Consider the following 11,790-nt stretch of genomic DNA (forward strand, 5'->3'; position numbering starts at 1 on the left):
TGCGCACTGCACCGTCACAGACACAGGAGCGGCGTGCGCACCCCCTGATACATCAGACCGTGGCCCGCCACGGCGCACCGAAGCAGACGAACGCGCCGGCGCTCGGACGTGACTCGGTGGCCCGGGCCAGGGCCGTGGCCGAGTCGGCCCCGCCGCAGAGCTCCGCGTGGTAGGCCGCCATCACGGCGGCGGCCAGCTGGTCGTTGACCGGCGCCACAGGGGCGACCACGCAGGCCGCCCCAGCGGCCAGCAGCGTCGACGTCAGGCCGAGGGGCTGGTCCCCGGGCCGGTGGGTGGCGCGGCCGACCTCGCAGGCCGAGAGCACGACGAGGCTGGCGGCCATGTCGAGGCCCTCCAACTCGTGCGCGAACACCGGGCCCCCGTCCAGCAGCAGGCTGGAGAACTGCGGGTTGTCGCCACGGTGCTCGCCGTGCGCCGCGACGTGCACCAGATCGTCGGTCGCCAGGGCGTCGGCCAGGCCCCGCGCCGAGACCAGCGGCCAGCACCCTGCGATCGCGGCTGCCTCCTCGGCGGCGAACGGCAGCGACGGGCCCGTGAGGACGCTCACCCGTGGCCGGTGCACCACCCTGCCCGTCGCCGCCCAGCTCGACGCGGTAGGGGAGACGGTGACGGCCCGGCCCCGCAACGGCGGAAGGGCCAACCACGGCACGCCGGCCAGCACGCGCGTCGGGACCACCACCAGCTGGCCGGGCAGGGCGGCCAGGGGCGCGGCCACCAGCCCACCCAGCTCGTCCAGGCGGGCCGCCAGCGACGCCGCCACCACCCCGCTCAGCGGATGCGCCGGCGGCAGGCTGGCCTGCGCCGTCATGTCCGCTCGGATGACCTCCACCAGCTCGCCGATCCGCCCCGCCGATCCCAGCGCCACCGAGCGGTCCGGGCCCTCGCCGAGCACGGTGGCCCGCACCTCCTCACCGCGACGGACGGTCACCACCAGGCTGCACCCTCGGGCGCGGGCGGCGCTCCGCAGCGCGGCGGTGCGCAGAGCGACGGCGGTGGGTGGAAGGGCGCTGGCAGCCCCCCAGGTGAGCGAGCGGAGCTCGCGTTCGGCCGCGACGACGGCGCGGGCCGCGCCCTCGGCATCCGCGCCGCCGGGGTCGAACTCTGTGCGCAGGCGCCGCAACCGCGTGGCAGCCTCCACCGCGCGGGGATCCGTGTCGGGCCGCAGCCGGGGGGTGGGCCGGGTGGCGGCCCGCCAACGCTCGCTCGCCTCCACCAGCGCCTGAGGTCCCCTGAGCTCGGCGAGGTCCAGGTCCAGCGCGGCGGCCGCCTCCCCGTGCAGCGCGGTGGCGGTGCGCAGGTCGAGGCTGGCGAGCCCGAGCTGCGCCCTCACCAGGGTCGCGTTGGCCCGGCGCAGGATGCCGCGCGCCTCGCGGGTGTCTCCCCGCCGGGCGGCGTCGGTGGCCAGGGCCACGAGCCCCGCCATCCTGAGCGAGACCACGGGCGAGCGGGAAAGCCACACCGCGTCCGCCGTCAGGTCGCCCACCTCTGCGGGCTGGGCACCGGGGGCGCGCAGCCCGGCGGCCGCGGCCTGAGCGGCCACGAGTCGGTCCCCGGCCTCCCGCGCCGCCTCCCACAGAGCCCTCGCCGCGGACAGGCGCGGCTCCGCCGTCACCTCCGCCAGCACGGCGCGACGGTGCCACGCGGGCTCGCCCCGCCGCCGGAACACCCGTGCCGCGGCCCGGCTCCGGGCCATCGCCTCGTCGCGGCGGCCCATCAGCAGGGCGCACCGGGCCAGGTCCAGGTCCAGCTCGGCCGCCTGCTGCGCCCCGCCGCACCCCTCCCGGGCCTGGAGCAGGAGGTCGTGGGCCTCGCCGACCAGACCCGCCTCCAGCAGCGCCCGGGCGCGGTCCTGGCGAGCCACCGTCCGGTCCAGCGCCACGTCGAGCGCATCCGCGTCGTGCATCTCGCGCAGCGCGGCCGGCAGGTCCCCCCGGAGGAACCTGATCCAGCCGAGGTTGTGGCGGGCCATGAACGCCACCGGTGCCTCGCCCAGTTCCTCGGCGAGCAGGGCGGCGGCCGCCAGGTCGGCGGCGGCGTCGTCGAAGCGGCGCAGCTCGGAGGCGATCGTGCCCCGGTTCATCAGCATCCGCATCCGGTCCGGCGGTGGGAGCGCCGACGGGTCCACGCGTGCGAGCGTGCGCCAGGCGGTGCCGCGGTCCCCTGCGCGCGAGTGGAGGATCGCCGACTGCACCGCGGCGGCCCCGGCCACCCCCGGGAGGCCGACGCGGGCTGCGTCGTCGGCGGCCCCGCGCAGCGCCTCCTGGGCGGGCGCGGCGCCCTCCTCCTCGAACAGCACCCACGCCGACGAGATCCTGATCCTGAGCGCCAGCTCGACGTCCGAGGCCCCGCAGGCCGCGGCGGCCCGTCCCAGGAGCGCACCCGCCTCACCCGTGCGCTGCTCCGCGAGCCTTGCACGTGCCAGGGAGTACAGCTCCTCGGCGGACTGGACCACCTACACCTCGATCGCCGGTGTGACGACGGGCCGCTGGCCCGGACGGGGAGGGTGGATGAGGAAGCGCAGCGGGCCGTGGGGCACCACAGCCCACGTCAGCCGGCCCGTGGCGTCGGAGACCTGGGCGTCCACCGCATCGGCGGAGCGCGCCTCCACGGTCACCCCTCCGCCGGTGACCCAGCCGTCGACGCGGACGCCGCCGTCGGCCTCGCTCAGCACCACCATGAGGCTGAGCCCGGAGGCGGTGAAGGTCAGCGTGTCGGTGACGGCGGGATCAACCCCCCGCACCCCGGCCGGCGATCCGGTCTCCAGGGCGGCGAGCTCGGCGTTCATCAGCTCCAGCGAGAGGGCGAAGCGCATGCGCTCCAGCAGGCCCGCGGGCGGCGGATCCTGGTCTGCCTGTGCTGCCGCGATCGCTGCGACGAGCAGCTCGTCGCGGTCGTCGAGAGGCATCAGGGCGTCGTCGTGGGCGGTCATGCGGGGCTCCATGCGGGGTCGTTGGCGAGGGCGCGGCGCAGCGTGGACAGGCATCGCCCCCGGGTGGGGCCGATCGAGCCGACGGGCATGCCGAGCGCGGCGGAGATGGTGGCGTAGTCGGGGCGGGTGGAGTAGGCGATGACGCGCAGCAGGGCCTGGCAGCGGGGGCTCAGTGCCCGCACATGCGCCCACAGCCGGCGGTTGAGATCGTCCGACTCCGCCGCGTCCTCCGGCGTGGGCCCACGAGCCACCGTCGCCTCCGGGAGTTCGACCTCCGGGGGGACCCGCGCCACACGCCACGCCTCGCGCCGCGTCGTGGTGAGCAGCCAGGCGAACACCGCCTGCGGCTCGGCGATCGACGACGACGACCGGACGAGGGCCAGCCAGGAGGACTGGACGACGTCCTCGGCCTGGGCCGGGTTCAGGCCGGAGGACCGGGCCACGGCCCACAGCGGCGGGGTGAGGAGCGTGACGAGGTCTGCGAGCCGGGCCGAATCGCCCGCGCGGAAGGCGACGAAGGCATCGGCCGCACGGGCCGCCAGTGACTCTGCCGAGGTCACGGGGCCTGACCCGCCGTCACCCCCGCCGGGGTGTGCTGACGACGCACAGCCGGCCGCGCCGACCCGTAGGACGGCATGGGCACGTAGTAGGGCATCGGGACGTAGTAGGGGTTGGGCACGTAGTATGGCGCTGGGAAACCGTACGAGGCGCGGCCGGTGGCCGGCGGTCGGGGAGCTCGACGGCATGGTGGGTGATGCACGGGACACCTCCGGTGGTGACGGACGAGGGGGCTGTACCGGTCAAGAGCACGGTTCAGGCCTCCCTGATACGCCATCATCGCCCGCGCCCGGCCCGGGTCAAATGGGGACAGCAGGTCAGAGCCCGGAGACGGCGGCCTTCCACTCCTCGATCGCCTCCGGTTCTCCGCCGAGGGAGACGTCGGCCTCACGGCCGCTGAGGTGCAGAACCAGCTCCGAGGGCAAGCCGGAGACGTGGACGGGCCTCGTGCCGCGCCCCATCTCGGTCCGGCTCCCGGTGTCTGTCCGGGTGAGCAGCACCCTGCCCCCGAAGGCGGAATATGCCTTGCGGGCGAGCATTACGGCCACCGGCCACAGCTCCTGCTGCTCCAGCGCGGTCAGCGTCTGGGCGCCCCCGTTGGCGCGCAGCACGTCCTCGTGATGGATGTACAGCTCCGAGGTGTTGACCAGCTTGTCCAGGGGGCGCATCAACCACCCGGGCCGCTCGATCGCGTCGAGGAGGGCGGGGTAGCCGAGGGTGTGCAGCGACTCGCGCTGGATGCGCTCGGTCCGCCCGGCGAAGCGCTCGAGCCCGATGCCGGGCAGCGCGTCGAGCCGGTGTTCGCGGATGTAGAGGTGGGCGGCGAGGTCCTGGGTCTGCCAGCCGCCGCACTTCGTGGGCGCGAACGGGCCGAGGGTGCGCAGGAGGGAGACGAGGGCGGAGCGCTGGCGCTGGGCGAAGGTCATGGCCCCAGCTTAGGCAGGGCACAATATGCCCCATGACAGGCACCATCAGGTACAACGCCGACGGGCTGATCCCCGCCGTCGCCCAGGACGCCGGGACGGGGGAGGTGCTGATGCTCGCGTGGATGAACGCGGAGTCGCTGCGCCGCACCCTCACCACGGGGCGCGCCACCTACTGGTCCAGGTCTCGGCAGGAGTACTGGGTGAAGGGGGAGACCTCCGGGCACACCCAGGCGGTGGTGTCGGTGGCGCTGGACTGCGACGGCGACGCCCTGCTCGTGACCGTCGACCAGACCGGGGCCGCCTGCCACACCGGCAACCGGACCTGCTTCTTCACGCCCCTCACGGCGGAGGACCTCTGATGCGCATCACGCCCACGCTGGCCGGGTTCACCGAGCTCGCCGAGGACCGGCGCGTGATCAGCGTGCACGCCAAGCTTCTGGCGGACGACCTCACCCCGGTGGCCGTGTACCAGGCGCTCTGCGGGGGCCGCGAGGGCACGTTCCTGTTCGAGTCCGCCGAGGCCGGCGTGTGGTCTCGCTACTCCTTCATCGGGGTGCGCACCGCCGCGACCCTCACCGAGGTGGACGGCAAGGCCCAGTGGATCGGGCATCAGCTCGCCGGCATCGGCGAGGGCGACCCGCTCCAGGTGCTCCGCGCCACCCTGTCCGAGCTCGCCACCCCCGTCGTCGAGGGGCTGCCGCCGTTCCACGCCGGCATGGTGGGCTACCTCGGCTACGACGTGGTCCGCCGCCTCGAGAGGCTGCCGGACACCACCGTCGACGACCTGGGCCTGCCCGAGCTCGTGATGATGCTCGCCAGCGAGGTGGCCGTGCTCGACCATCACACCGGCGAGCTGTGGCTGATCGCCAACGCCATCAACTTCGACGGCACCGACGAGGGCGTCGAGCGCGCCTACTACGGCGCCGTGGCCGCGGTCGAGGACATGGCCCAGCAGGTGCGCGCGCCGCGCCCGTCCATGGCCGGGCAGGAGGGCCTCCCCGTCGAGCTGGAGATCCGCAGGCAGCGCACCTCGGCCGAGTACATGGCGATGGTTGAGGAGGCGAAGGAGGAGATCCGCGCAGGCGAGGCCTTCCAGATCGTCGTGTCGCAGCGGTTCGACATCGCGATCACCGCCGACGCGCTGGAGGTCTACCGGGCGTTGAGGCTCACCAACCCCAGCCCCTATCTCTACCTGCTGCGCCTGCCCGGGTTCGACGTCGTCGGTTCCAGCCCCGAGGCCCTGGTCACGGTGCAGGACGGCCTGGTGACCACCCGCCCCATCGCGGGCTCCCGGCCCCGCGGCGCCACCCCGGAGGAGGACCGGCGCCTCGGCGAGGAGCTCCTCGCGGACCCGAAGGAGAAGGCCGAGCACCTCATGCTCGTGGACCTGGGCCGCAACGACCTGGGCCGCATCTGCAAGCCCGGCAGCGTCACGGTCCACGAGTTCATGAACATCCACCGCTACAGCCACATCATGCACCTCGAGGCCGCCGTGTCCGGGCGCCTGGCCTACGGGCGCAGCGCGCTCGACGCGGTGCTGGCCTGCTTCCCGGCCGGCACCCTGTCCGGGGCCCCGAAGGTGCGCGCCATGGAGATCATCGACAGGCTGGAGGTGTCGCGGCGGGGGCTCTACGGCGGCGTCGTCGGCTACTTCGACTTCGCCGGCAACTCCGATGTGGCCATCGCCATCCGCACCGCGGTGCTCGCCGACGGCGTGGCCCACGTGCAGGCTGGGGCAGGCATCGTCGCGGACTCCGTGCCGGAGACGGAGGACGCCGAGTGCCAGCACAAGGCGCGGGCCGTCATCACGGCGCTGGCCCGGGCCGAGGCCATGGGCACGGCGTGACCGGACGCTGGCCGGTGACGCTCCTCGCGCTGGCGGGGGCGCTAGCCGCGGGCTTTGCGGCCCAGGCCGGGGGGAGCGGCGTGGCCTCGCTGGCGTGGGCCGTCGCGGCGGGGCTCGGGCTGTCGCTGATGCTGCGTGGGGTGTGGCTGCGGGTCCTCGGGGTCGCGCTGACCGCACTGGCGGCCGCTTCCGCGGGGTGGGCCTGGCAGGCGGGCCAGTGGGTGGCGCTCGGCGGCTTCGTCGTCTCGGCACTGGCCCTGCTGGGCATGGCGTGGCGGGGGCCGGCCTGGGTGTCGCGCGCCAGGGAGGCGGGGGACCACCCCGTCGACCTGTGGAAGGCCATGGACGACGGCGCGGATCCCACCGGTGAACAGGACGTGCGGGCCGTCGGTGGCTCAGGGTAATCTCGGCCATCAAGGCAGCGACGAAAGGCGAGGGTCATGGCGCGTACCCCTAAGCACTACCACCACGGCAAGAGCCCCGCGGCATGGGCGGGATCGGTCACGGCCGCCGTCGGCTCCGTCATCACCGCGGGGGGCGCGATGCTCGGCCCCAACTGGGCGCTCGTCATCTTCGGCGCGGCGCTGCTGCTGATCGCCGGGCTGGGCACCATGGTCATGAAGGCCATGGGCTACGGCCAGCCGTGACCGTCCTGGACGACATCATCGCCGGAGTCCGGCTCGACCTCGACCACCGGAGGGCGCAGGCCCCCCTGGCAGACGTGATGCGCGCCGCCCGGGAGGCGGCGCCCGCGCTGGATCCCATGCCCCGGTTCCGCGAGGACCGGCTGGCGGTGATCGCCGAGGTGAAGCGCAAGTCGCCCTCCAAGGGTGACCTGGCCCACATCGCGGACCCCGCGGCCCTGGCCGCCTCCTACGAGGCCGGGGGAGCGGCCGCCATCTCGGTCCTCACCGAGCAGCGGCGCTTCAACGGCACCCTGGCGGACCTGGACGCCGTCCGGGCCGCCGTCCGGGTGCCCGTGCTCCGCAAGGACTTCATGGTGGACGAGTACCAGTTCCACGAGGCCCGCGCCCACGGGGCAGACATGGTCCTGCTCATCGTCGCCGCCCTGACCGACGAGGAACTCGCCCGCTTCGGCGCCCTCACCGCGGACCTCGGGATGACGGCGCTCGTCGAGACCCACACCCTCGACGAGGTGGACCGGGCGCTGGCCCTGGGCTTCGATCTCATCGGGGTCAACAACCGCAACCTCAAGACCCTTGACGTGGACCTCGACACCTTCGGGTCGCTGTCCGGGCACATCGGCGGGCGGGCCGTGAGGGTCGCGGAGTCCGGGATCCTCACCGCAGACGACGCGGCCAAGGTCTCCCGACAGGGCGCGGACGTCATCCTCGTGGGGGAGGCGCTGGTCAGGCACGGCGATCCCACCCGAGCCATCGCGGACTTCATGTCCGCAGCAGAGAGGCAGGACGCATGAGCGTGCCGGACGAGAAGGGCCACTTCGGACGCTTCGGCGGCCGGTTCGTCCCCGAAGCGCTGCAGGCGGCGCTCACCGAACTCACCCTCGCCTTCGAGGAGGCCCAGGCGGATCCCGCCTACCGGGCCGAGCTCGCCCGCCTCCAGCGGGACTACTCCGGGCGCCCCACCCCCATCACGGTGGCGGAGAACTACTCCAAGGAGTGCGGCAACGCCCGCATCCTGCTCAAGCGCGAGGACCTCAACCACACCGGCGCGCACAAGATCAACAACGTGCTGGGCCAGGCGCTGCTCACCAAGCGGATGGGCAAGACCCGGGTCATCGCGGAGACCGGCGCCGGGCAGCACGGCGTGGCCACGGCCACCGCGGCCGCCCTGCTGGGCCTCGAGTGCCGCGTCTACATGGGCGAGGTGGACACGAAGCGCCAGGCGCTCAACGTGGCGCGCATGCAGCTGCTGGGCGCCGAGGTGTACGCGGTGGCGGCGGGGTCACGCACCCTCAAGGACGCGATGAACGAAGCCATGCGGGACTGGGTCACCACGGTGGACTCCACGCACTACCTGATCGGCACCGTCGGCGGCCCCCACCCGTTCCCCTGGCTCGTGCGCGAGCTGCAGCGGATCATCTCCACCGAGGCCCGCCGGCAGATGCTGGAGGACCACGGCGCGCTGCCCGACTATGTCGCGGCCTGCGTCGGCGGCGGCTCCAACGCCATCGGCATGTTCTACGACTTCATCCCCGACGAGTCGGTGCGTCTCTACGGCTTCGAGGCCGAGGGCGAGGGGGTGGCCACGGGCCGCCACGCCGCCACGATCGTCGCGGGGTCCCCGGGCGTGCTGCACGGCGCCCGCACCATGGTGCTGCAGGACGAGGACGGGCAGACCATCGAGTCGCACTCGATCTCGGCCGGGCTGGACTACCCCGGCGTCGGCCCCGAGCACGCGTGGCTTGCGGACACGGGGCGCGCCGTCTACGAGGGCGTCACCGACGACGAGGCCATGGAGGCCTTCCGGATGCTCAGCCGCACCGAGGGCATCATCCCCGCCATCGAGTCCGCCCACGCGCTGGCCGGCGCGCGCCGCCTCGGCCTGCGGATCGCCGCCGAGGACCCGACGGCACGGCCCACCATCCTGGTGTGCCTGTCCGGGCGAGGGGACAAGGACGTGGCCACCGCCGTCGAGTACTTCGGGCTGACCGGCGTGCCGGACAAGACGGTCGGGGGCATGGAATGAGCCAGTTCACCGACGCGTCGAGGCTGGGGATCACCGGACAGGTGGTCGCCAAGGCGCTGGACTCAGGGCGCCCGGCGCTGGTGGGGTACCTGCCCGTGGGGTACCCGAGTGTCGCGGACTCGATCTCCGCGCTCAAGGCCATCACCGAGGGCGTGGAGGGTCGCGGCGTGGACATCGTCGAGATCGGCATGCCGTACTCCGATCCTTTGATGGACGGGCTGGTCATCCAGCACGCCACTGCCAAGGCCCGCGCCCGCGGGGTCCGCACGAGGGACGCCTTCCTCGCCGTCGAGGCGGTGGCCCAGACCACGGCCGCCCCCATGGTGATGACCTACTGGAACCTCATCGAGGCCTACGGCCCCGACGCGTTCGCCCGGGACCTCGCGGCGGCCGGGGGCGCCGGCGCGATCACCCCTGACCTGCCGCCGGACGACTGCCCGGAGTGGCTGGCGGCCACGGACAAGTACGGCCTGGACCGGGTCTTCCTCATCGCGCCGTCGTCGACGGAGGACCGGATCGGCCTCACGATGGCCAGGTGTCGCGGCTGGGTGTACGCCTCCAGCGTGATGGGCGTCACCGGCGCCCGCGCCGCCACCTCCGACGCCGCCCCCGTGATCACCGCCCGGGCGCGCGCGGTTGACCCCGGGCTGCCCGTCGGCATCGGGCTGGGCGTCTCCAACGGGGACCAGGCCGCCGAGGTGGGCCGCTACGCGGACCTCGTGATCGTGGGCTCGGCACTGCTCAAGTGCCTGGACTCCGATGGGCTGGACCTGCAGACGGACCTCGCCAGGCTGCGCAGGCTGGCCACGGAGCTGGCCGACGGCGTGGAGAGGGCGCGCCGGTGATCCCACGGCGCGTCGTGCTGGGCGGCGGCGCCCTGGCGCTGCTGGCCGGCTGCGCGCCCGCGGACGACGGCCCGGCCGCCAGCGTCGACACGGGGCAGGAGGGGTGGCACGGCACGCACCTCGCCGAGGGCGGCAACCCCCTGCCCGACGTCACCCTCACGGACCACAACGGCCAGCCCTACAACCTGGCCACCGGGCCCACCACGCGCGCGGTGGCGCTGTTCTTCGGCTACACCAACTGCCCCGACGTGTGCCCGGGCATCATGGCCGACATGGCCACTGCCAGGCGTCGGCTCCCCGAGGACCTCGTCGACGACATCACGCTCGTGGTGGTGACCACCGACCCTGCGCGGGACACTCCCGAGGTGCTGAAGACCTACCTGTCCCGGGTTGACGACTCGTTCGTGGGGCTCACCGGCCCGCTGGAGGACATCGTGCCCGCGGCGATGACCCTGGGCATCGACATCGCGGAGGGCAGGCAGCTGCCTTCTGGCGGCTACGAGGTGGACCACGGCACCTACGTCCTCGGCTTCGGCGAGGACCGCCTGCTGAGGGTGGTCTGGAACGGCCTGTCGGCCGGCGAGCTCAAAGACGACTTCGAGCGCCTGATCGCGGCCTGACAGGCCCGGGAGTAGCCTGGGGCGCGGTGGTGACCGCTGATCGGACGAGGAGAGTCCCCATGGGCATGATGGAGCACGCGATCTGGTGGCAGGTCTACCCGCTGGGCGCCGTCGGGGCGCCGATCCGCGGTGACCACGGCAGTCCCGCCCACCGGCTCACCATGCTCGAGGGATGGCTGGACTACCTCGTCGAGCTGGGCTGCAACGGGCTGCTGCTCGGGCCGGTGTTCGAGTCCGTCTCGCACGGCTACGACACCCTGGACCACTTCCGCATCGACCCGCGCCTGGGCGACGACGCCGACTTCGACCGCCTCGTCGCGGGGGCCCGGGCCCGCGGGATCAACGTGATGCTCGACGGCGTCTTCAACCACGTCGCGCGCGAACACCGGATGGTCACGGAGCGCCCGGAGCTGATCCGTCACCAGGACGGGCACCCGAGGGGCTGGGAGGGCCACGACTCGCTCGTGGAGCTCGACCACGACAACCCCGCCGTCCTCGACCTCGTCTCCGACGCGATGCTGCACTGGCTGCGCCGGGGGATCGCCGGCTGGCGGCTCGACGTGGCCTACGCCGTGCCCACCCGGTTCTGGCGCGACGCCGCCGCCAGGGTCCGGGCCGAGTTCCCGGACGCGGTGCTGCTCGGCGAGGTGATCCACGGCGACTACGCCGGCTTCATCGAGGAGTCGACGCTGGACTCGCTGACCCAGTACGAGCTGTGGAAGGCCCTCTGGAGCTCGCTCAAGGACACGAACCTCTGGGAGCTCGCCCACGCACTGGGGCGGCACGGCGAGTTCTGCCGGAGCTTCCTGCCGCAGACGTTCATCGGCAACCACGACGTCACCCGGATCGCCACCACGCTCGGCGCAGGGCGGGCCGCCCTGGCCGCCAGGATACTCATGACCCTGCCCGGCATGCCCAGCGTCTACTACGGCGACGAGCAGGGCTTCACCGGCACAAAGACCGAGGCCTGGCACGGCGACGACGAGGTCAGGCCGCCCCTGCCCGCGACGCCGGCCGAGCTGTCGCCGCTGGGGGAGCCCCTGCACCGCGCCTACCAGGCGGCCATCGCGTTCCGCCGCCGCAACCCCTGGCTGGCCACCGCGACGCTGGAGGTGCTGCACCGCGAGAACGCCGCCCTGACCTACCGCTGCCGTGCCGCGGGGGCCGAGGCGGAGTTCCTCGTCGACCTCGACGCCGGCACCCTCACCGTGCGTCAGAACGGCTCCAACACCGTGCTGGCCTGATGTAACAGCCAAGTAACGATTGTCTTACGCTCTCCCTACGGACGTGGACCTCGGTTGCTACGAGAAACCCGGCCGCATACTGTTTCCTCGCTACGGCCCCGCCGCGGCACGTCCTTAACTGACTTCGAGAG

Annotated in this window: 13 protein-coding genes; 9 read left to right on the plus strand and 4 right to left on the minus strand. The window is 73.4% G+C overall.

Annotated elements, in window-relative coordinates; genetic code table 11:
- Positions 1-52 precede the first annotated feature (52 nt).
- The 4 genes from ACX1D3_RS10825 to ACX1D3_RS10840 form a co-directional block, all read right to left on the minus strand.
- On the minus strand, positions 53-2,473 hold the full coding sequence (locus ACX1D3_RS10825) for a CHAT domain-containing protein (RefSeq protein ID WP_458993888.1): 2,421 nt from the start codon (positions 2,471-2,473) through the stop codon (positions 53-55).
- The gene (locus tag ACX1D3_RS10830; protein WP_458993889.1) at positions 2,474-2,950 is read right to left on the minus strand and encodes a hypothetical protein; all 477 of its coding nucleotides are present in this window, start codon (positions 2,948-2,950) and stop codon (positions 2,474-2,476) included.
- Positions 2,947-3,510: an RNA polymerase sigma factor gene (locus ACX1D3_RS10835; RefSeq protein ID WP_458993890.1), complete on the minus strand. Its 564-nt coding sequence runs from the start codon at positions 3,508-3,510 to the stop codon at positions 2,947-2,949. Before ACX1D3_RS10835 ends, ACX1D3_RS10830 begins: the two co-directional genes overlap by 4 nt.
- A gap of 315 nt (positions 3,511-3,825) precedes the next feature.
- Entirely contained in the window at positions 3,826-4,434 is a 609-nt protein-coding gene (locus ACX1D3_RS10840) for a TIGR03085 family metal-binding protein (RefSeq protein ID WP_458993891.1), read from the minus strand.
- Positions 4,435-4,466: 32 nt separating this feature from the next.
- Here ACX1D3_RS10840 and hisI point away from each other — a divergent pair, with 32 nt between their 5' ends.
- From hisI to ACX1D3_RS10885, 9 genes are read left to right on the plus strand one after another with little or no spacing between them, the layout of a single operon-like run.
- Positions 4,467-4,793, plus strand: coding sequence for a phosphoribosyl-AMP cyclohydrolase (hisI, locus tag ACX1D3_RS10845; RefSeq protein WP_458993892.1), 327 nt, complete (start codon positions 4,467-4,469; stop codon positions 4,791-4,793).
- The gene (locus ACX1D3_RS10850) at positions 4,793-6,280 is read left to right on the plus strand and encodes an anthranilate synthase component I (protein ID WP_458993893.1); all 1,488 of its coding nucleotides are present in this window, start codon (positions 4,793-4,795) and stop codon (positions 6,278-6,280) included. The genes hisI and ACX1D3_RS10850 overlap by 1 nt, the downstream gene beginning before the upstream one ends.
- The gene (locus tag ACX1D3_RS10855) at positions 6,277-6,684 is read left to right on the plus strand and encodes a hypothetical protein (protein ID WP_458993894.1); all 408 of its coding nucleotides are present in this window, start codon (positions 6,277-6,279) and stop codon (positions 6,682-6,684) included. The genes ACX1D3_RS10850 and ACX1D3_RS10855 overlap by 4 nt, the downstream gene beginning before the upstream one ends.
- A gap of 36 nt (positions 6,685-6,720) precedes the next feature.
- Complete coding sequence (locus ACX1D3_RS10860; RefSeq protein WP_458993895.1) at positions 6,721-6,927, plus strand: HGxxPAAW family protein; 207 nt, start codon at positions 6,721-6,723, stop codon at positions 6,925-6,927.
- Positions 6,924-7,718, plus strand: a complete 795-nt coding sequence (gene trpC / locus ACX1D3_RS10865) for an indole-3-glycerol phosphate synthase TrpC (protein WP_458993896.1) — start codon at positions 6,924-6,926, stop codon at positions 7,716-7,718. The genes ACX1D3_RS10860 and trpC overlap by 4 nt, the downstream gene beginning before the upstream one ends.
- Positions 7,715-8,950, plus strand: coding sequence for a tryptophan synthase subunit beta (gene trpB / locus ACX1D3_RS10870; protein WP_458993897.1), 1,236 nt, complete (start codon positions 7,715-7,717; stop codon positions 8,948-8,950). Before trpC ends, trpB begins: the two co-directional genes overlap by 4 nt.
- Positions 8,947-9,795, plus strand: a complete 849-nt coding sequence (gene trpA / locus ACX1D3_RS10875) for a tryptophan synthase subunit alpha (RefSeq protein ID WP_458993898.1) — start codon at positions 8,947-8,949, stop codon at positions 9,793-9,795. The genes trpB and trpA overlap by 4 nt, the downstream gene beginning before the upstream one ends.
- The gene (locus ACX1D3_RS10880; RefSeq protein WP_458993899.1) at positions 9,792-10,415 is read left to right on the plus strand and encodes an SCO family protein; all 624 of its coding nucleotides are present in this window, start codon (positions 9,792-9,794) and stop codon (positions 10,413-10,415) included. The genes trpA and ACX1D3_RS10880 overlap by 4 nt, the downstream gene beginning before the upstream one ends.
- Before the next feature lie 59 nt (positions 10,416-10,474).
- The gene (locus tag ACX1D3_RS10885; protein WP_458993900.1) at positions 10,475-11,659 is read left to right on the plus strand and encodes an alpha-amylase family protein; all 1,185 of its coding nucleotides are present in this window, start codon (positions 10,475-10,477) and stop codon (positions 11,657-11,659) included.
- Positions 11,660-11,790 lie beyond the last annotated feature (131 nt).

The organism is Tessaracoccus yangjingae (assembly GCF_054483935.1).

Excerpts from the sequence above, each read along its gene's own strand:
- ACX1D3_RS10830 (WP_458993889.1), bottom strand. The coding sequence starts at position 2,950 with ATGACCGCCCACGACGACGCCCTGATGCCTCTCGACGACCGCGACGAG.
- ACX1D3_RS10840 (WP_458993891.1), bottom strand. The coding sequence starts at position 4,434 with ATGACCTTCGCCCAGCGCCAGCGCTCCGCCCTCGTCTCCCTCCTGCGC.
- hisI (WP_458993892.1), top strand. The coding sequence starts at position 4,467 with ATGACAGGCACCATCAGGTACAACGCCGACGGGCTGATCCCCGCCGTC.
- ACX1D3_RS10850 (WP_458993893.1), top strand. The coding sequence starts at position 4,793 with ATGCGCATCACGCCCACGCTGGCCGGGTTCACCGAGCTCGCCGAGGAC.
- ACX1D3_RS10860 (WP_458993895.1), top strand. The coding sequence starts at position 6,721 with ATGGCGCGTACCCCTAAGCACTACCACCACGGCAAGAGCCCCGCGGCA.
- trpB (WP_458993897.1), top strand. The coding sequence starts at position 7,715 with ATGAGCGTGCCGGACGAGAAGGGCCACTTCGGACGCTTCGGCGGCCGG.
- trpA (WP_458993898.1), top strand. The coding sequence starts at position 8,947 with ATGAGCCAGTTCACCGACGCGTCGAGGCTGGGGATCACCGGACAGGTG.
- ACX1D3_RS10885 (WP_458993900.1), top strand. The coding sequence starts at position 10,475 with ATGGGCATGATGGAGCACGCGATCTGGTGGCAGGTCTACCCGCTGGGC.